At 71.3% G+C, this 19,336-nt stretch carries 17 protein-coding genes; 11 read left to right on the plus strand and 6 right to left on the minus strand.

Going from position 1 to position 19,336, the window contains the following annotated elements; translation table 11 throughout:
- The first annotated feature begins 102 nt into the window (after nt 1-102).
- Nucleotides 103-1,032 (plus strand): PRC and DUF2382 domain-containing protein, encoded by a 930-nt coding sequence (locus tag OHS18_RS24105; protein ID WP_328612489.1) that lies wholly within the window; start codon nt 103-105, stop codon nt 1,030-1,032.
- Between the two features lie 147 nt (nt 1,033-1,179).
- On the opposite strand, the gene OHS18_RS24110 is transcribed toward OHS18_RS24105, so the two are convergent.
- Nucleotides 1,180-3,069 carry an acyl-CoA dehydrogenase family protein gene (locus OHS18_RS24110; RefSeq protein ID WP_328612490.1) on the minus strand — a complete coding sequence of 630 codons (1,890 nt, stop codon included), beginning with the start codon at nt 3,067-3,069 and terminating at the stop codon, nt 1,180-1,182.
- Nucleotides 3,070-3,220: 151 nt separating this feature from the next.
- Between OHS18_RS24110 and OHS18_RS24115 the strand changes: the two genes are divergently transcribed.
- Nucleotides 3,221-4,366 (plus strand): DUF6745 domain-containing protein, encoded by a 1,146-nt coding sequence (locus OHS18_RS24115; RefSeq protein WP_328612491.1) that lies wholly within the window; start codon nt 3,221-3,223, stop codon nt 4,364-4,366.
- A gap of 17 nt (nt 4,367-4,383) precedes the next feature.
- The gene (locus OHS18_RS24120) at nt 4,384-4,806 is read left to right on the plus strand and encodes a hypothetical protein (protein WP_328612492.1); all 423 of its coding nucleotides are present in this window, start codon (nt 4,384-4,386) and stop codon (nt 4,804-4,806) included.
- Nucleotides 4,807-5,310: 504 nt separating this feature from the next.
- On the opposite strand, the gene OHS18_RS24125 is transcribed toward OHS18_RS24120, so the two are convergent.
- Entirely contained in the window at nt 5,311-5,886 is a 576-nt protein-coding gene (locus tag OHS18_RS24125) for a hypothetical protein (protein ID WP_328449029.1), read from the minus strand.
- A gap of 144 nt (nt 5,887-6,030) precedes the next feature.
- On the minus strand, nt 6,031-8,010 hold the full coding sequence (locus tag OHS18_RS24130) for a thioredoxin domain-containing protein (RefSeq protein ID WP_328612493.1): 1,980 nt from the start codon (nt 8,008-8,010) through the stop codon (nt 6,031-6,033).
- A gap of 65 nt (nt 8,011-8,075) precedes the next feature.
- Between OHS18_RS24130 and OHS18_RS24135 the strand changes: the two genes are divergently transcribed.
- The 3 genes from OHS18_RS24135 to OHS18_RS24145 all read left to right on the plus strand — a co-directional run bounded on the left by OHS18_RS24135 (nt 8,076) and on the right by OHS18_RS24145 (nt 13,172).
- Nucleotides 8,076-9,443, plus strand: coding sequence for a 3' terminal RNA ribose 2'-O-methyltransferase Hen1 (locus OHS18_RS24135; protein ID WP_328612494.1), 1,368 nt, complete (start codon nt 8,076-8,078; stop codon nt 9,441-9,443).
- Nucleotides 9,440-11,932, plus strand: a complete 2,493-nt coding sequence (locus tag OHS18_RS24140; protein WP_328612495.1) for a polynucleotide kinase-phosphatase — start codon at nt 9,440-9,442, stop codon at nt 11,930-11,932. The genes OHS18_RS24135 and OHS18_RS24140 overlap by 4 nt, the downstream gene beginning before the upstream one ends.
- 127 nt (nt 11,933-12,059) lie before the next feature.
- Nucleotides 12,060-13,172: a sensor histidine kinase gene (locus tag OHS18_RS24145; RefSeq protein WP_328612496.1), complete on the plus strand. Its 1,113-nt coding sequence runs from the start codon at nt 12,060-12,062 to the stop codon at nt 13,170-13,172.
- A 163-nt stretch (nt 13,173-13,335) separates the two neighbouring features.
- On the opposite strand, the gene OHS18_RS24150 is transcribed toward OHS18_RS24145, so the two are convergent.
- Together OHS18_RS24150 and mca are read right to left on the minus strand one after the other, a co-directional pair.
- Nucleotides 13,336-13,668 (minus strand): hypothetical protein, encoded by a 333-nt coding sequence (locus OHS18_RS24150; RefSeq protein WP_328612497.1) that lies wholly within the window; start codon nt 13,666-13,668, stop codon nt 13,336-13,338.
- On the minus strand, nt 13,665-14,576 hold the full coding sequence (gene mca, locus OHS18_RS24155; RefSeq protein ID WP_328612498.1) for a mycothiol conjugate amidase Mca: 912 nt from the start codon (nt 14,574-14,576) through the stop codon (nt 13,665-13,667). The genes OHS18_RS24150 and mca overlap by 4 nt, the downstream gene beginning before the upstream one ends.
- Before the next feature lie 161 nt (nt 14,577-14,737).
- Here mca and OHS18_RS24160 point away from each other — a divergent pair, with 161 nt between their 5' ends.
- The 3 genes from OHS18_RS24160 (at nt 14,738) to OHS18_RS24170 (ending at nt 16,794) form a co-directional block, all read left to right on the plus strand.
- Complete coding sequence (locus tag OHS18_RS24160) at nt 14,738-15,193, plus strand: DUF4307 domain-containing protein (protein ID WP_328612499.1); 456 nt, start codon at nt 14,738-14,740, stop codon at nt 15,191-15,193.
- A 195-nt stretch (nt 15,194-15,388) separates the two neighbouring features.
- The gene (greA, locus tag OHS18_RS24165; RefSeq protein ID WP_323323479.1) at nt 15,389-15,892 is read left to right on the plus strand and encodes a transcription elongation factor GreA; all 504 of its coding nucleotides are present in this window, start codon (nt 15,389-15,391) and stop codon (nt 15,890-15,892) included.
- Nucleotides 15,893-15,981: 89 nt separating this feature from the next.
- Nucleotides 15,982-16,794 carry an MBL fold metallo-hydrolase gene (locus tag OHS18_RS24170; RefSeq protein WP_328448927.1) on the plus strand — a complete coding sequence of 271 codons (813 nt, stop codon included), beginning with the start codon at nt 15,982-15,984 and terminating at the stop codon, nt 16,792-16,794.
- A gap of 51 nt (nt 16,795-16,845) precedes the next feature.
- On the opposite strand, the gene OHS18_RS24175 is transcribed toward OHS18_RS24170, so the two are convergent.
- Nucleotides 16,846-17,319: an Lrp/AsnC family transcriptional regulator gene (locus tag OHS18_RS24175; protein WP_326944369.1), complete on the minus strand. Its 474-nt coding sequence runs from the start codon at nt 17,317-17,319 to the stop codon at nt 16,846-16,848.
- Nucleotides 17,320-17,440: 121 nt separating this feature from the next.
- Here OHS18_RS24175 and hppD point away from each other — a divergent pair, with 121 nt between their 5' ends.
- Together hppD and OHS18_RS24185 are read left to right on the plus strand one after the other, a co-directional pair.
- Nucleotides 17,441-18,643 carry a 4-hydroxyphenylpyruvate dioxygenase gene (gene hppD / locus OHS18_RS24180; protein ID WP_328448922.1) on the plus strand — a complete coding sequence of 401 codons (1,203 nt, stop codon included), beginning with the start codon at nt 17,441-17,443 and terminating at the stop codon, nt 18,641-18,643.
- Nucleotides 18,644-18,766: 123 nt separating this feature from the next.
- Nucleotides 18,767-19,327 carry a YbaB/EbfC family nucleoid-associated protein gene (locus tag OHS18_RS24185; protein ID WP_328612500.1) on the plus strand — a complete coding sequence of 187 codons (561 nt, stop codon included), beginning with the start codon at nt 18,767-18,769 and terminating at the stop codon, nt 19,325-19,327.
- Nucleotides 19,328-19,336: the final 9 nt, after the last annotated feature.

A 19,336-nucleotide genomic window follows, 5' to 3' on the forward strand; every position in this document is an offset into this window, starting at 1 on the left:
TTCGGGGGTCACCCACAGGGACACCACGACGGTTGCCGTGATCAAGACCACGGCCGACCGTTGCCCCAGACACACTCAACGCGTGGAAGGAGCAGCACCGCGATGGCCAAGACCATGCAGCCCCAGGAGCTCATCGACAGTGCCGTCGTCGACCCGAACGGCCACAAGCTCGGGAAGGTCGGCAACGTCTACCTCGCCGACGCGACGCACCAGCCGGAGTGGATCACGGTGAAGACCGGCCTCTTCGGGACCAAGGAGAGCTTCGTCCCGCTTTCCGGTGCGCACACCGACCAGGACGGCGTGCACGTCCAGGTCGACAAGGACAGCGTCTCCGACGCGCCCCGCATCGACGCCGACGGCCACCTCTCGCCGGAGGAGAGCGCGCAGCTCTACAAGCACTACGGCCTGCCGGTGCCGCGGACGTCGCCCGACGGGCGGATGGACGACCGGATGGCGCAGGGCAAGGGCAACGGCCGTGAGCAGTCCGGAATGGACAGTGCGGGGACCCGGCAGGCCGCCATGGGCGACGCCGGCCGCGGCCGGTCCGGAATGGACGGCGCGGGCCGCGGGCGGTCCGAAATGGACGGCGCGGGCCGCGGGCGGTCCGAAATGGACGCCGCCGGCCGGGACAAGGCGGGCCGCGACAAGATGGGCCGCGACGGCGACCGGACCATGACGCGCTCCGAGGAGCGGCTGAACGTCGGGACCGAGCAGGTCGAGACCGGGCACGTGCGGCTGCGCAAGTACGTCGTCACCGAAGAGCAGCAGATCACCGTGCCGGTGAGCCACGAAGAGGTGCGCATCGAGCGCGAGCCGATCAAGGACGGCGCCGGCGGGCGGGCCGAGATCGGCGAGGACGAGCAGGACATCATCCTGCACGCCGAAAAGCCGGTCGTGAACAAGGAAACCGTGGCCGTCGAGCGGGCACGCCTCAAGACCGAGACGGTCACCGAGGACCAGACGGTGTCGGGCAAGGTCCGCAAGGAGCAGTTCGAGGTCACCGACGACAACGGCAAGCACCGCAAGTCGTAACCCTGAGCGGGCGGCCGGCTCCCCGAAGCCGGCCGCCCGGGGTGCACGGCGGCAGCCGGGGCGGACGCGCACAGCGCGCCGCCCCTTTGTCGTCGGTGCCGCACGTCGAACGCCGGAACCGAGGCAACCCCGGTTCCGGCGGGCAGGTCAGGACGTCAGCATCGGCGCGCGGAGGAACTGCTCCGGGATCGCGAACGCGTCCACCAGGGTCCGGGCGTGCGGGCGCAGCTCCGCGCACAGGCCGTTCACCGCCGCCGTAACGGCTTTTCCGCGGGACGCCGACAGGCGGCCGTGGCCCAGGAACCAGGCCAGGTCCTCTTCGATCGCCGACAGCGCGTACAGGTCGCAGACGCGCTCCAGCACCGTGCGGGCTTCCGGGTCCTCGCACCGCTCGACGGCCGCGGCGAACGCCGTCAGGATCAGGCGTTCGACGTGCACCCGGCCGGCGCGCAGCACGTGGTCCTGGGCCGCGTTGAACACACCGAACGGGTCGTCACCCGCCTTGCGCAAGCGCTTCACCACGCCCTCGACGACGTGCTCCTCGCGGTCCTCGAACAGCCCGAGCTGCCAGTCGCGGCGGAAGAACACGTCCGAATCGGACGCCTCGGTGAGCCGTTCGAACACCTTGCGCGCGGACGTCCGCTCCAAGACGGTGCTGACCACCTGCTCGGCGAAGAACCGCGCCGTCGCCAGCGGGCTCAGGTCCTCGAAGTCCTGCTTGAAGCTGGTCAGCAGGCCCTTCGCGACCAGCTGCAGCAGCACCGTGTTGTCGCCTTCGAACGTCGTGAAGACGTCCGTGTCGGCTTTCAGCCCGGCCAGCAGGTTTTCCGAGAGGTAACCCGAGCCGCCGCACGCCTCGCGCGCGGTCTGGATCGTCGCCGTCGCGTGCCAGGTGTTCGCCGCCTTCAGCCCGGCCGCGCGGGACTCCAGCTCACGCTGTTCTTCTTCCGGCGCCGACGAGTCGATGTCGTGCAGTTTCGAGACCAGCTCCTCCTGGGCGAAGTGCAGCGCGTACGTCTTCGCCAGCGCGGGCAGCAGTTTCCGCTGGTGCGCCAGGTAATCGAGAACGACGACCTCGTCGCCGTCCGGCTTCGTGAACTGGCGGCGGACCTCGCCGTAGCGGACAGCCAGCGCCAGCGCGCGTTTCGTCGCGCTGCCCGCGCTGCCGCCGACGCTCACCCGGCCGCGGATCAGCGCGCCCAGCATCGTGAAGAAGCGACGGCTGTCGCTCTCGATCGGGCTCGAGTACGCGCCGGACTCGTCGACGTCGCCGAAGCGGTTCAGCAGGGCCTCGCGCGGGACCCGGACGTTGCCGAAGCTCAACCGTCCATTGTCGACACCGTTCAGGCCCGCTTTGGGACCGCAGTCCTCGATGGACACTCCGGGAGCGGGATTGCCTTCCTCGTCCCGGATCGGCACCAGGAACGCGTGCACACCGCGGGACTCGTCGCCGGTGATCAGCTGCGCGAACACCACGGCCATCCGGCCGTCGCGGGCCGCGTTGCCGATGTATTCCTTCTTGGCCATGGTGTCCGGCGTGTGCAGCACGAACCCACCGTCGGCAAAGGTCGCGGTGGTGCGCAGGTGCTGGACGTCGGAACCGTGGCCGTGCTCGGTCATCGCGAAACAGCCGAGCAGGTCGAGGTCCTTGATCTCACGCAGGTACTTCGCGTGGTGGCGTTCGGTGCCCAGCAGCTGGACGGCGCCGCCGAACAGTCCCCATTGGACGCCGGCCTTCACCATCAGCGACAGGTCGCCGAAGCCGAGCATCTCGAACGACGTCACCGAGCCGCCGACGTCACCGCCCCCGCCGTAGGCCGGGTCGAAACCCAGGCCGGGCCGGTCGGTCGCGGCGAGCGCGCGCAGCTGGTCGAGCACCTGGGCGCGGTGGGCCTCGATGTCGAGGTCGATCGGATCACGGAACTCCGAGCCGCTCATCTCGGCGCGCACGCCACGGCGCAGCTCGGCCCAGCGGCCGTCGAGGACGGCGGTCAGCGCGTCCGGATCCACCTTCGCGGGCACATTGGGCACGTCCACGGCTTCCTCCGAAAAGTACTTGCTACTCGTTAGTAGTCAGCGTGCCCCAGCCGCGTGGATCCCGCAGGTTCAGATCACCCTTGCGTGGTCCACGGAACACCTGTAATCATCGGATCATGTCGATCCGAAAGGGCGTGCGCGCCCTGGTGCGTTGAGCACCCCGCGGCGGGAACCCCGCCGCATCCCCGTCCCGGGCGATGATTCCCGGGTCCTCGAAATCCGCGATGAGTGGCTGCGCCACGCGCTGAGCACCGAACCCGCCGAGCGCGGGACCGCGGAAGCCGTCATCAGCGAGTTGTACGCGCTGGCCGGGCAGTCAGCACCCGAGTTCGCCTGGGTCGGTTCGCCCGCGGCCGCCGTCGCGCTGATCCCACCCGCGCAAGCGCTTTCGCTCGGCGGTGACCTGCCGGTCGAAGCACTGATAGCGACGCTGGTGACGTCCCTGCGCGAGCGCCTCGACCAGTACGTCGGGGCCTGGCGGGACCGGTACCGGTGGCCGGACCCGCCGCGCGGCGGCGCTTCGGTGCGCGAACTCCTCAACAACGGTGTCGCGCCCGCGTTGCGCCGGACGATCCGGGACTCGGTCGCCTGGGTGCTGCGCGGCGAGCTCGCGACGTCGTCCGGGCTGCACTGGTACGGCCAGCAGGACGCCTACTGGGTCGCGCACTACGACCTCCACCGGCGGGTCGACGGCGTGCGGTTCGCCCCCGGCGACGTCGCGCAGCTCGACCTGTGGGCGACGCTCGCCCGGTCCTGCGGCTGGTGGTGGCCCCGCGAAAACGTTTGCGTCATCGCCGAACGGCCGCTCGTCGCGCGCACCGAACGGCTGCCGTCGGACCACGGCGAAGCCCGGCTGCACAACGGGAACGGGCCGGCGCTGGCGTTCCCCGACGGCTGGACCGTGCACGCGTGGCACGGGACGCGGGTGCCGTCCTGGGTGATCGACGCGCCGACGGCGGACCGGATCACCGGCGAGCGCAACGTCGAAGTGCGCCGCTGCGCGATCGAGCACGTCGGCTGGGCGGCCTTCGTCGAAGACGCCGGCCTGGAACTGCTCGCCCACGCCGAGGATCCCGGCAACCCCGGCTGCGAACTCCTGCTCTACAACGCGTGGCCGGAGCCGTGGCGCGCGCCCGCCCGGCTGTTGCTGGCGGTGAACGGCTCTGTGGAGCGTGACGGCACCCGCCGCCGTTACGGACTGCGTGTCCCCGCCGGATTCGACCATCCCCTCGACGCCGCCGGCTGGACGTACGGGCTCAGCGGAGCCCATCACGCGCAGCTGCGGCGTCGGACCTGAACCACATAGGTGATCGCATGTATCTCGCAGAACTGCTCGACCACACCGGACTCGACGTCCTCGGCCACCTCGACCGGCAGGTCGCCGTCCCGGTGATCGACGGGCTCCAGGCCCAAGGCGACCTGATCGTCGTCCCGGCAGAGATGACCGGCATCGACGCCCACGGCTGGCGCCCCCTGCCCGAGGAGGGCGTGGAACTCGTCCGTGGCGAAGACGGCAACAACCCGCACACCCTCGTCGCCGAACACGGCTCGTGCCGGCTGACGACCTGGGTGAACGACCCCGAAGGCCTGGCGATCGCGATGGTGCGCAACGCCCTGCCGGTGTACCTCGTGCACCCGGAGCACGGGGCGACCGGCATCGCCCCGGGCTGCTGGGTCGTGCGCCGACAGCGCGAGGCGGGTTTCGGGTTCCGGAAGGCGATCCTGGTCGCCGACTGACGGTGCGTGGCGGGGTGCCGCCGAGGGGGCAGCACCCCGCCACGCGCCGACGGCGGTCGCGTGTCGCCGCAGGGTGGCACGCCGCCACCCGCCAACGGGTGGTGTGTCACCGCGATGCGGCGCCCCGCTACCCGCCGATGGGGTCGCGTACTGCCGCGAGGCGACAGCACGCCACCACCCGCCCACGACGGTCGCGTGACACCGCAAGGCGACAGCACGCCACCACCCGCCGACCGCGGTCGCGTGTCGCCGCAGGGTGGCACGCCACCACCCGCCAACGGGGTTCACGTACCCCCGCGAGGCGACGGCACTACGCGCCACCCGCCCGACCGCAGCCGCGTCACACCGCAAAGCGACAGCACCCGCCGATGGGTGGTGTGTCACCGCGAGGCGACAGCTCTCCGCCACCCGCCGACGGCGGTCGCGTGTCGCCTCCAGGCGCCCGGACCTCCGTCGCTCGCCACCAGCGGCGGGGTGCCGCCGAGGGGCGGCACCCCACGTGCGTCAGGCCAGGTCCGGGCCCTTCGAGCGCAGGTCGTCGACCTTGGTCATGGCTTCGCGCAGGTCGCCGAGCCAGCTGTCGGCGTGCTCGCCGACCAGGCGGACCGCCCAGGCCAGCGCCTCCGACCGCGAGCGCGCGACGCCGGCGTCCACCAGTGTGTCGAGCACCAGGCGTTCCGGTTGCCGGAGCCGGGTCATCACCGGCGCCGAGTGGGTGGTGAACAGCACGGTCGTGCCGCCGAGCTTGGTGCCCCAGGAGACTTTCCGCTGGTAGCGGTGCTCGGCCTGGCGCGCGATCTCGATGCGCTCGTCGCGCGTCTCCTCGCGGTAGCGGCTGATCCGGCCGTCCTCGGCCGCGGCGCGGGCCGCGTCGTCGGCGTACTCCTCGGTGAGCGCCGGCAGCTCGCCGATCACGATGATCTCTTCCCGGTCGACCGTGACCTCCGGCGCTCCGGTGAACCAGCCCTCGGGCAGGCGCCCGCCGAACCAGGCCGCCGCGTCGTCCGCCGAAGGCACCTCGCCCTGCTGCCAGCCGCCGCCGCCCTTCCAGCCACTGCCGCCCTTCCAGCCTCGTCCCATGCCGCACCTCCGATTACATGATTACAACGCTACCGACGCTACGCCGGAAACACGTGAGCGCGGACGTCGTTCACCCAGAGCGCAAAGCCGTGAAGGCCCCCTTGAGGGACTCAGAGTCCCTCAAGGAGGCCTTCACGGACCGGGTCAGAGCTGGGCGGCGAGAGCTTCCGGGGTGGTGACCGGGCGGTCGCAGACGTAACCGCGGCAGACGTACGCCGCCGCGGCGCCGGCCACCAGCGGGCGGTCGGCCAGCAGGGGGACGCCTGGGGCGTCCGGCGAACCCGCCAGCACGATGCCGCCGCCGTGGACGCCCCGGGCCGCCGCGAGCCGCAGCGCCGGGTCCGCGCCGACCACCGCGACCTGCACCGGGCCGGCCTGCATCGCCTCGGCGACCGACAGCCAGTGCCCGGCGAACCGCGGCACCCGGCCGGCGAGCACGCCGACCCGGCGAACCGCCTGCTCGGCGGCCTCGCGATAGCGCCCGACGTTCTCGTGACCCGCGAGCGCGGACGCCGTCAGCAGCGCACCGGCCAGCGCCGATGCCCCCGCCGGGCTGGCGTTGTCGCCCGGGTCGGCCGGGCGCTGGACCAGCGTCTCGGCGTCGTCGGCCGTGTCGAAGTACGCGCCCGGGACGTCCGGCGACGCGAAGTGCGTCAGCGCCAGGTCGAGCAGCCGGGTCGCCTCGGTGAGCCACTTCGCCTCGCCCGTGGCCTGGTGCAGGGCCAGAAATCCGTCGGCGACGCAGGCGTAGTCCTCCAGCACGCCGGCCGACTCGCCAACGACACCGTCGCGGGAGCTGCGTCGCAACCGGCCGTCGACGACGTGGACGCGCAGCAGCAGGTCAGCCGCGTCACGGGCCCATTCGATCCACTGTGGACGATCGAGAGCGACACCCGCCTCGGCCAAAGCCGTGATCACCAGGCCGTTCCAGGACGCGATCACCTTGTCGTCACGGCCCGGCTGCGGCCGTTTCGCCCGCTCGTCGAGGAGCTTGAACCGGATGTCCTCGAACGGCGTGTCCGCGAGCAGGCGCAACGTCGACGCGCCGTCCTCGAAAGTCCCCTCGGGTGTGACGCCGAACAGGTCGGCGGCCACCTTGCCGTCCTCCTCGCCGAGGACTTCACGCAGTTGCGCCGGCGTCCAGACGTAGGTCAGGCCTTCGACGCCGTCGGTGTCCGCGTCCAGCGACGACGCGAAGCCGCCTTCGGCCGTCCGCAGTTCGGCGGCGAGGAACTCGGCCGTCCCGGTGGCGACGCGCGACGCGGTCCGCGAGCCGGTGCGGCGCGAGAGGTGGGCGTAGAACCGCAGGAGCAACGCGTTGTCGTACAACATCTTCTCGAAGTGCGGCACGATCCACTCGGCGTCCACGGAGTACCGGGCGAAGCCGCCGCCGAGCTGGTCGTACAGCCCGCCGCGCGCCATCGCCTCCGCTGTCGCGTCCACAAGGGACAATGCCGTCCCGGACCCGGTGCGCTCGTAGTGGCGCAGCAGGAACTCCAGCACCATCGACGGCGGGAACTTGGGCGCGCGGCCGAACCCGCCGTTGACCGGATCGGCTTCCCCCTGAAGCTTTTCGACGGCGGCCGCGAGCACGGCTTCGTCCACAACGGACTCCTGCAGCGGCCCGGTCTGCTCGGCGATGTGCGCGACGATCTGCTTCGCGCCCTCCAGCAGCTCGTCGGGCCGTTCCTGCCAGGCCTCGGCGACGGCGGACAGCAGCTGCCGGAACGACGGCATCCCCGGCCGCGGCGTCGGCGGGTAGTAGGTGCCGCAGTGGAACGGCTCGCCGTCCGGGGTGAGGAAGCAGGTCATCGGCCAGCCGCCCTGCCCGGTCATCGCCTGCGTGGCGGCCATGTACACCGCGTCGATGTCCGGCCGCTCCTCGCGATCGACCTTGATGTTGACGAAGTTCTCGTTCATCTTTGCCGCGGTCCCGGCGTCTTCGAACGACTCGTGCGCCATGACGTGACACCAGTGGCACGCGGCGTAGCCCACGGACAACAGGATGGGCACGTTCCGCCGCCGCGCCTCGGCGAGCGCGTCCGCGCCCCACTGCCACCACTCGACCGGGTTCTCCGCGTGCTGGAGCAGGTACGGGCTGGTCGCACTGGCGAGGCGGTTCATGCCTTCAGGGTCGCACTCCGGAAAACCGGGCGCGCGGTCACCGGGGCGTCAGCCACACTTGCGCGGTGCTGTTGACCATCACGACCACCCGTACCCCCGCCACCGATCTGGGCTTCCTCCTGCACAAGCATCCGGAGAAGGCCCAGTCGGTCGCGCTTTCCGCCGGCACCGCGCACGTCTTCTACCCCGAGGCGACGCCGGAGAAGTGCACCGTCGCGTTGTTCGTCGAGATCGATGCGATCGAGCTCGTGCGCGGCGGCGGGACGTCGTTGACGCAGTACGTCAACGACCGGCCGTACGCCGGTGGCTCGTACCTCGCGGTGGCGCTGCGGGCGGCGTTCACGACGGCGCTCGCCGGGCGCTGCGCCGCGCGTCCCGAACTGGTCGACGAGGCCTTCGAACTGGAGATCCGCGTGCCGTCGCTGTCCGCGCGCGGTGGCGCGGAGGTGGTGCACAAGCTCTTCGAGCCGCTCGGCTGGCAGGTCACGGCGACGCCGATCCCGCTCGACCCGGAGTTCCCACAGTGGGGCGAGAGTCGCTATGTCGACTTGACGCTCACCGGTACCCAGCGGGTCGCCGACGCGCTGCGCCACCTCTACGTCCTGCTGCCCGCCCTCGACGGCGACAAGCACTACTGGGTCGGGCAGGACGAGGCCGACAAGCTGCTGCGCGCCGGCGACGGCTGGCTCGGCGGGCACCCCGAGCGCACGCTCATCACCAACCGCTACCTCGAGCGACGCCGTCCCGTCGTGAACTACGCACTGTCGCGCCTCGCCGAGGCGGATGACGTCCCGGCAGAGGCCGAGGCTCTGGTCACCGAGGTTCCCGACCGGCCCGAACCGCTGTCGACGCAGCGGCACGGGAGCGTGCTCGCCGCGCTCCGGGCGGCCGGCGCCCAGCGCGTCCTCGACCTCGGCTGCGGTCCCGGTGCACTGCTGCGCGTGCTCGAGAAGGAGCCGTCGTTCACCGAGATCGTCGGCGTTGACGTCTCCGCGAGTGCGTTGGACATCGCGGAGAAGCGGCTCAAGGAGCACAGCCGGGTGACGCTGCGGCAGTCCGCGCTGACCTACGCCGACCCGGCGCTGGCCGGGTACGACGCCGCCGTGCTGATGGAGGTCGTCGAACACGTCGACGAAGAGCGGCTGCCGGCCCTGGAGCACGCCGTGTTCGGGGTCGCGGCGCCGCGGACGGTGATCGTCACGACGCCCAACGCGGAGTACAACCGGCTGTTCGAATTCCTCCCGATGGGGCATTTCCGGCACGCCGATCACCGGTTCGAATGGACCCGGGCGGAGTTCCGCGCCTGGGCCGACGGCGTCGCGGCCCGAAATCGCTACGCCGTTCGTTACCTGCCGGTCGGACCGGAGGACCAGGATTCAGGACCGCCGACCCAGCTGGCGGTTTTCACGAGTGAGAAGGAGGTGGCCGCGTGAAGCTGACCGTTCCCGAGATGTCCCTCGTCGTGCTCGTCGGCGCGTCCGGCTCCGGCAAGTCGACGTTCGCGCGCACGCACTTCGCGCCGACGCAGGTGCTCTCCAGCGATTTCTTCCGCGGGCTCGTCGCCGACGACGAGAACGACCAGTCCGCGTCCGCCGACGCCTTCGAGGCGCTGCACTACATCGCGGGCAAGCGGCTCGCGGCCGGGCGGCTGACCGTCATCGACGCGACGAACGTCCAGCGCGCGTCGCGGGCGAGCCTGGTGAAGCTCGCGAAGGAGCACGACGTGCTCCCGACGGCGATCGTGCTCGACCTGCCGCTGGGTGTGTGCGCGGCGCGCAACGCGACGCGGCCGGACCGCGAGTTCGGCGAGCACGTGATCCGCCGGCAGCGCGGTGAGCTGCAGCGGTCGTTGAAGTCATTGGAGCGCGAGGGCTTCCGGCGCGTGCACGTGCTGCGCGGCGAGACCGAGGTGGCGGAAGCGGAGATCGCCGTCGAGCCGCTGCGCAACGACAAGCGCGAGCTGACCGGGCCGTTCGACGTGATCGGCGACGTCCACGGCTGCGCGGCCGAGCTCGAGGAACTGCTGGCCGAGCTGGGGTACGCCGACGGCGTCCACCCCGAAGGGCGGACCGCGGTGTTCGTCGGCGACCTCGTCGACCGCGGCCCGGACACCCCGGGTGTGCTGCGGCGCGTCATGGGAATGGCCGGGAGCGGCAACGCGCTGGTCGTCTGCGGGAACCACGAGCAGAAGCTGGTGCGCGCGCTGCACGGGCGGAAGGTCAACGTCGCGCACGGGCTTGCCGAGTCGCTGGCGCAGCTCGGCGCCGAGACCGAGGAGTTCCGCCGCCAGGCGCACGAATTCTGCGACGGCCTGATCGCGCACTACGTCCTCGACGGCGGCAAGCTCGTCGTCGCGCACGCCGGGCTGCCCGAGCGCTACCACGGACGCGCGTCCGGGCGGGTGCGCAGCATGGCGCTCTACGGCGACACGACCGGCGAGACCGACGAATACGGTCTGCCGGTGCGGCTGCCGTGGGCACGCGACTACCGCGGGTCCGCGATGGTCCTGTACGGGCACACGCCGACGCTGGAACCGGAGTGGGTCAACAACACCATGTGCCTCGACACCGGGGTCGTGTTCGGCGGGAAGCTGACCGCGCTGCGGTACCCGGAGCGCGACGTCGTCTCGGTGAAGGCGCACCAGGTCTGGTACGAGCCGACGAAGCCGCTCGACGCGAACCGGCCGCTGGGCGGGCGTGAGCCTGCCGTCCTGGAGCTGGCCGACGTCACCGGCAAGCGGATCGTGAACGCCGCGCACCACGGCCGGATCGGCGTCTCGGCGGAGCAGTCCGCCGCGGCGCTGGAGGTGATGAGCCGGTTCGCGGTGGACCCGCGCTGGCTCGCCTACCTGCCGCCGACGATGGCACCGTGCGCGACTTCGTCGCGTGAGGACTACCTGGAGCACCCCGAGGAGGCGTTCGCCGAGTTCCGCGCGGCCGGCGTCCAGTCCGTGCTGTGCGAGGAGAAGCACATGGGCTCGCGGGCCGTCGTGCTCGTGTGCCGGGACGACGACGTGGCTCACAAGCGCTTCGGCGTCCAGGGCGGCGGAGCGGTGTACACGCGCACCGGACGGCCGTTCTTCTCGGCGTCGCAGAACCTCGAACTGCTCGCCGACGTGCGGACCGCGGCGGCCGGGCTGTTCGAGGAACTGGACAGCGGCTGGCTGCTGTTCGACGCCGAACTGCTGCCGTGGAGCGCGAAGGCGGGTTCGCTGATCTCGAACCAGTACGCGTCGGTCGGCGCAGCCGCCCAGGCCGTGCTGCCCGCCGCGGTCTCCGCGCTGGCGACCGCGGCCGCGCGCGGCATCGACGTCACGGACCTGCTGGGGCGCACGGCGACCCGGGAGTCCACAGTGGAGTCCTACCGGGCGGCGTACCGGCGTTACTGCTGGCCGACGTCCGGCCTCGACGGTGTGCGGCTGGCGCCGTTCCAGCTGCTGGCGTCCGAGGGCGCGAGCTACCACGACCGTCCGCACGACTGGCACCTGTCGCTGCTCGACCGGCTGGCCGGACCGCGTTTCCAGGGCACCCGGACGCTCTCCGTCGACACCATGGACGAGGCGTCCGTCGCGGCGGGCGTCGAGTGGTGGGAAGAGCTGACCGGCGCGGGCGGCGAGGGCATGGTCGTCAAGCCGGCGGCCAACCTGACCCGCGGCGCGCGCGGGCTGGTGCAGCCCGGGGTGAAGGTGCGCGGGCGCGAGTACCTGCGGATCATCTACGGCCCCGACTACACCCTCCCGGAGAACCTGGAGCGGCTGCGCAAGCGCGGGCTCAACCGCAAGCGCACGCTGGCGCTGCGGGAGTACGCGCTCGGACTGGAAGCGCTGGAACGCGTCGCGCGGGGCGAGCCGCTGTGGCGGGTCCACGAGTGCGTCTTCGCGGTGCTGGCGCTGGAGTCGGACCCCGTGGACCCGCGGCTCTAGAAGTCGCAGCCGCAAGACGTTCTACGCTGGAACGGGCGTTCGGCGGCCCGCGCGCGTCGGCCGGGGCGCCGCAGTCATGTGGCCTCAGGTCGCTGTGCGCCCCTCCTTCCGGTCGTACGCTCGGGCCATGACCCGCTCGGCGACCTACGCTCGCCCCGGCCCGCTGACGGCCGTGGCGGTCGTCGGCGCGGCCGTGACGGCGTGGGGGCAGTACGCCTCGGGCGACCTGCGGGTCTACGACGTCCTGGCCGGGCTGCTCGGCTGTGCGCTGGTACCGCTGGTGTTCCACCGCCCGGTCACGAGCACCCTCGTGGCGGCGGTGCTGGCCGTGCTGTCGCCGGTCGCGACCCCGCCCGCCGTGCTCGGCGTGCTGCAGGTCGCGCGGTCCCGGCCGTGGAGCCACGCGGTCACGGTCGCCGTGGCCGGGGTGCTGGCCCACGCTCTGCGCGGCCTGTGGCGGCCGGCCGACGGGCTGCCCTACGGCTGGTGGCTGGTGCTGGCGGTGCTCGCGCACGTCGCCGTCGTCGGGCTCGGCGCGCTCTCCGCGGGCCGCGACGCCGTGCTCACCGCGCTCACCGAACGGGCCCTGCGCGCCGAAGCCGAGCAGGGCCGCCGCATCGCCGAGGCCGGCGCGGCCGAACGCGCGTCGATCGCCCGGGAGATGCACGACGTCCTCGCGCACCGCCTGTCCCTGCTCGCGACCTACGCCGGTGCGCTCGAGCTCCGGCCCCACGCGCCGCCGGAGAAGCTCGCCCAGGCGGCCGGGGTGGTGCGGGCCGGCGCGCACCAGGCGCTCGTCGAACTGCGCGAAGTGATCGTGTTGCTGCACGACGACCCGGTGACCGACGGCACGGAACGGCCGGTGCCCGAACTGACCGACCTGCCGGGGCTCGTCGAGCGGACGCGCGCGGTCGGCACGGCGGTACAGGTGACCGGCGAGGTCGGCGGCGTGCCGGGGATGGCCGGGCGCACCGCCTACCGCGTCGTCCAGGAAGCCCTCACCAACGCCCGCAAGCACGCGCCGGGCCAGCCGGTGCGGATCGCGCTGGGCGGGGAAGCCGGGGCCAGGCTGGAGATCGCCGTCTCGAACCCGCTCGGCCCGGCCGGGAACCCCCAGCGCGCAACCGGGCACGGGCTCGTCGGCCTCACCGAACGCGTCCGGCTGGCCGGCGGGCAGCTCGACCACCGGCGATCCGGCGGCGAGTTCCTGCTGAACGCCTGGCTGCCGTGGCCGCGGTGACCCGCTGCTGCCGGTGGACGACGACCTCGTCCGCGCCGGGCTGACGCTCGACGGCATCCGCGTGGTCGGCGAGGTGGCCGCGGCCCTCGACGTCGTGCTGGTGGACGTCCGGATGCCGTGTGTCGACGAGAACGGGTCGGCTGCGGGGCGGTGCCGACCCGGGTCAGTCGGCCTTGGCGGGCGAGGTGTCCTCGGCCGCCTTCGGTTCCTCGACCGGCTCGGCCTTCGCCTGGGGCTCGCCCCCGGCCGGCGCCGGCTCGGTCTTCTCGGCCGGTTCGTCGAAGCTGGCCGGGACGCGCTTGAGGTGCTTCGTCATCGAGCGGACCAGGAAGGCCACCGCGATGAGGAACAGGATCAGCACCAGGAAGCCGACCGGGGACGACTTGCCGAAGTCCTCCCCCTGCCCGCCGTTGTCGCCGTCACCGGGTTGCTGCGCCAGGACCAGGGCCGACGCGGTCACCGGAAGCGCCACGCCGGCCGGCAGCGTCAGACTCATGTGTTCACCTTCTCCTCGATGCCGGCGAACAGTTCGCTCTCGGGCAACGTGCTGTCCACCAGCGACTTGACCAGCTCGTACTCTTCGGTCGGCCAGATCGCGCGCTGCATCTCCAGCGGCACGAAGAACCAGCGGCTGTTCGGGTCGATCTGCGTCGCGTGCGCCTTCAGCGCCTCGTCCCGCGCCTCGAAGTATTCACCGCACTCGACGCGGGTCGTCACCCGCTCCATCACATCGGCGCGGTCGGGGTCCCACTTCTCGAGCCACTCGGTGTACGGCGATTCCATCCCGGCTTCCTTCAAGGCCGCGTCGAACGCGACCATCCGGGCCTTGGAGAAGCCGTGCATGTAGTACAGCTTCGACGGCTGCCACGGCTCGCCCGCGTCGGGGAAGCGGTCCGGGTCGGCCGCCGCGTCCCACGCCGCCATCGACACCTCGTGGGTGCGGATGTGGTCGGGGTGCGGGTAGCCGCCGTTCTCGTCGTAGGTCGTGATGACGTGCGGGCGGAACTCCCGGATCACGCGCACCAGCGCCTCGGTGGACTCCTCCAGCGGCACCACCGCGAACGACCCCTCGGGCACCGGCGGCAGCGGGTCGCCCTCCGGCAGGCCGGAGTCGACGAAGCCCAGCCAGCGCTGGCTCACGCCGAGGATCTTGGCCGCGCGGGCCATCTCCTCCCGGCGGACCTCGCGCATGTTCGCCAGCACGTCCGGCCGGTCCATCGCGGGGTTCAGGATGCTCCCGGCCTCGCCTCCGGTGCACGTGACGACCAGCACCTCGTGACCTTCGGCGGCGTAGCGCGCCATGGTGGCGGCGCCCTTGCTCGACTCGTCGTCCGGGTGGGCGTGCACGGCCATCATGCGCAGGCGCGGCTCGGCGGTGTTCCTCAGCTCGTCAGCTTCCACCATGCTCCGAACGACTCCCTTTCGACCCTTATTCCATAACCCACCCAGGACCCACCTGCGCGGCGCGCACCCGGCCAGCGGATACTCGATCCCGAAGGCCGTACCCGGGCCGGACAGCTCCATTGTCCCCAGGGGTACGACAAGAACGAGCAGGAGGCCCCGGGTTGGCAGGCGGACCGGCGGAAACGGTCGTCGGGAGCAGCGCGTCGACGCTCCCCGAAGGCCGCTACGGCACCGGGCGCGCACCGACGTCCCGGCGCTGGCGACGCTGGCTTTTCCTGGCCATCGCCCTGGTCGTCAGCGGCGTGATCGCGTACGTCGCCTACGTCAACCTCGGCTCCGCGCCGATCGACGCCGAGCGCGTCGCCTTCAGCGGGAAACCGGGCAACGCGATGGAAATCACGCTCAACGTGACCCGCGACGACAACAACCGGCCGGGCGTCTGCATCGTCCGCGTCCGCGACAAGACCGGCGCCGAGAGCGGCCGCAAAGAGCTCCTGATCCCAGCCGGCGCGAAGTACAGCAGGATGACCACGACGATCAAGAGCATCGGGGCACCGGTGACGGCCGACGTGTACGGCTGCGCGTACGACATACCACGGTACTTGTCAACCCCATAGCGGCCAACGGGGTGAACCGCGCGCTCAACGCCCACGACGCGCGGAAATAACGGGCTTGGCCCTGTCGTGCCGTGATAGTCTGACCCCTCAGCACGGCCCACGACGGGCCGTGTTTTTCCTTTATCTCAGCCACGCGGGCACCTAGGCCCGTGTGGGCCGGCTTGAACACGCAAGCCTGGCAGGCCCGACGAGGAGATGGTGACCGTGAGCGACACCAAGGTGACCTGGCTGACCCAGGATGCCTACGACCGGCTCAAGCACGAGCTCGACGAAATGATCGAGAATCGTCCGGTTATCGCCGCGCGCATCAACGACAGCCGCGAAGAAGGCGACCTCAAGGAGAACGGCGGCTACCACGCCGCCCGGGAAGAACAGGGCCAGGCCGAGGCGCGCATCCGGCACCTCCAGGAGCTGCTGCGCGGGGCCAAGGTCGGCGAGGCGCCGGCCAACGACGGCACCGCCGGCCCGGGCAAGGTGCTGACCGTCCGGTACGAGGGCGACGACGAGGACGAGAAGTTCCTGCTCGCCACCCGCGAGGAAGGCGCCGAGGGCGGCCTCGACGTGTACTCCCCCGAGTCGCCGCTGGGCAAGGCCCTGCTCGGCGCCAAGGAAGGCGAGTCGCGCGAGTACGAGCTGCCGAACGGCAAGCTGCAGAAGGTCACCCTCGTCAAGGCCGTCCCCTACAGCGACGGCAAGTAGCGGTCCGGGCGCGCCCGGTTTTCCCGTCGCCGGGCGCGCGTCCCCGCAGCTAGCGTGACTCCCGGAAGCTACGTACTGGGAGGACTTCAGTGAGCACGGAACCGATCTGCCAGGCCTGCGGCATGCAGTACCCCGAGGCCCGGGACGACTGCCCGGTCTGCGAAGACGAACGCCAGTACGTCCCGGCGTCCGGGCAGCAGTGGACGAGCCTGGCCACGCTCCGCGCGAGCGGTACGTACACCCCGCGCGTCGAAGAGCAGGGCCCCGGCATCGTCGGCGTCGGCTCGAACCCCGGGTTCGCGATCGGTCAGCGCGCCCTGCTGGTGCGGGCCGGCTCCGGCAATTTCCTGTGGGACTGCGCGGCGTACCTCGACGACGCGCTCGTCGAGCGGGTCCGCGCCCTCGGCGGGATCACCGGCATCGCGATCAGCCACCCCCACTACTACACGACGATGGTGGAGTGGGCGCACGCGTTCGACGTCCCGGTCTACCTGCACGAAGGCGATCAGCAGTGGATCGGCCGGCCCGACCCGTCGGTGGAGCTGTGGTCCGGCACCACCCTGGACGTCGCCCCCGACCTGCGGCTGATCAACCTGGGTGTGCACTTCGACGGCGGCACGGTCCTGCACTGGCCGGCCGGCGAAGAGGGCCGCGGCGCGCTGCTGTCCGGCGACATCGTCCAGGTGATCCCCGACCGGACGCACGTCGGCTTCATGTACAGCTACCCGAACCTGGTCCCGGAACGCCCGCACATCGTCCGCCGCGCGGCGGAACTGCTGGCGGGCTACCGCTTCGAGGCGATCTACGGAGCCTGGTGGGACGCGATCGTGCGCACGGACGGCTTCGAGGTCGTGCAGCGCTCGGCGAAGCGCTACCTGTCCCAGGTGATCGACGAGGGCTGACGCGCGTCCCGGGTCGTGAGTGGTTAGGGCGGTTAGAACCGCCCTAACCACTCACGACCGGGCGGTGCGTTCCAGCAGGGGGCGGACCCGGGGCGGGACCGGCGTCGAGAGGGCGATCGACGTCGATGTCCGCTGGACGTCCGGGACGCCGACCACCTCGTCGATCACCCGCTGCAGGTCGTCGTTGCCCCGCGCCACCATGCGGACGAACAGGTCGCCCTGGCCCGTGGTCGCGTGGACTTCGCAGACCTCGTCGATCGCCGCCAGGGCCTGCGCCACCTCGGCTCGGCGGCCCTGGGCGATCTCGATCACCGCGAACGCCGTGAGGCCGTAACCCATCGCCGCCAGGTCGAGCTCCGGCGGGAACCCGCCGAGGATGCCGCGTTCGGCCAGGCGGTCGAGGCGCGCCTGGACCGTTCCGCGGGCGACCCCGAGGCGGCGAGCGCACTCCAGCACGCCCAGACGCGGGGTGTCGGTGAGCAACAGCAGCAGCCGCGCGTCCAATGCGTCGAGGTTCTCCGACATTGCTCTCTTCCCTGCACAAGTTGTCCACGATGACAGCCGATGTCCGACAGTCACCGATCATATTGTCCAGCAAAAACTGAGACCATTGCACATCTTGCCTCACGGTCGGATGCTTCGAGGTATGACCCAGACTGCCGAACCCCACCAGGGTGCCCTCGACGACGTCAGCTACGACCAGCTGCGTCAGCTCGTCGGCCTCGTCGACCACGACGCCTCGACAGACCCGTTCCCGGTCAAGGCCATGGACGCGGTCGTGTTCATCGCCGGCAACGCGACCCAGACCGCCTGGTACTACCAGATCGCGTTCGGGATGCAGCTGGTCGCCTACTCCGGCCCCGAGACCGGCAACTTCGAGCGCAAGTCGTACGTGCTCAAGTCCGGCTCGGCCCGGTTCGTCATCACCGGCGGCGTGCGGCCGGACTCGCCGCTGCTGGACCACCACCGCAAGCACGGTGACGGCGTCATCGACCTGGCGCTGGAGACCACCGACGTCGACAAGTGCGTCGAGCACGCCCGCGCGCAGGGCGCGACCGTCCTCGAGGAGCCGCACGACGTCTCCGACGAGCACGGCACCGTGCGCGTCGCCGCGATCGCGACCTACGGCGAAACCCGCCACTCGCTGGTCGACCGGTCGCGCTACACCGGCGTCTACCTGCCCGGCTACGAGCCGCGCGAGAGCACCGTCAAGCGGCCCGAGGGTGCGCCGAAGCGGCTGTTCCAGGCCGTCGACCACTGCGTCGGCAACGTCGAGCTCGGCAAGATGGACTACTGGGTCGACTGGTACCACCGCGTCATGGGCTTCGTGAACATGGCGGAGTTCGTCGGCGACGACATCGCCACCGAGTACTCGGCCCTGATGAGCAAGGTCGTCTCGAACGGCAACCACCGGGTGAAGTTCCCGCTGAACGAGCCCGCCGTGGCGAAGAAGAAGTCGCAGATCGACGAGTACCTCGAGTTCTACGGCGGCGCGGGCTGCCAGCACATCGCGCTGGCCACCAACGACATCATCGCCACGGTCACCGCGATGCGCGCCGCCGGCGTCGAGTTCCTGGACACCCCGGCGTCGTACTACGAGGACCCGGAGCTGCGCGCCCGGATCGGCAACGTCCGCGTGTCGATCGAGACGCTCAAGGAGCACAGCATCCTGGTCGACCGCGACGAGGACGGCTACCTGCTGCAGATCTTCACCAAGCCCATCGGCGACCGGCCCACCGTGTTCTACGAGCTCATCGAGCGCCACGGTTCGCTGGGCTTCGGCAAGGGCAACTTCAAGGCCCTGTTCGAAGCGATCGAGCGCGAGCAGGAGCGCCGCGGCAACCTCTGAACCACAAAGCCGTGAAGGCCACCATGAGGGACTCCAAGTCCCCTATGGTGGCCTTCACGGCTTTCGGGGAACCGCGGGCGGCTCGGATCCGTCAGTGTGGAGAGGGACAGAAAAGGGGCCGGGATGCCGGACAGCGTCGACGCGAGCGACGAGATGATCGACAACTGGACCAAGCGGCTCGAGGAGAACACCGCCCGGTACCAGGCGCTGGCCGATCGCATGCAGGGCCAGACGGTCACCGAGCGGTCGAAGGACGGCCTGGTCACGGTGACCGTCGATGCGCGCGGCCTGCTGAAGAACCTCGTCATCGCGGAGTCCGCCGCCGGCGCCAAGCGGATGGCCGAGGTCTCCGCGCAGGTGATGCAGCTGGTGCAGCGCGCGCAGGCGCGGATCCCGGAACTGTTGCAGCAGGCCATGACCGAGACCACCGGCACGGGCGACCAGGCCGCCGTGGAGATCGTCCGCGAGGCGCAGAGCACGTTCCCGCAGCCGCCGCCGGAACCCGAGCCCACGTTCCCGGAACCCGACCGCGTCCGCCGGTTCCTGCCGGACGACAACGACGAGCAGCCGCCCGCGGCGCCGCGCACTCCGCCGCCCGCACCGCCGCAACAGCAGCAACCGCCGCGGCGCTGGCGCCCGGCCGACGACGATGACGACGACTTCGGCGGACCGATCCTTTCCTGAGGGGGGAAC

Source organism: Amycolatopsis sp. NBC_00355, assembly GCF_036104975.1.
Taxonomy (GTDB): domain Bacteria; phylum Actinomycetota; class Actinomycetes; order Mycobacteriales; family Pseudonocardiaceae; genus Amycolatopsis.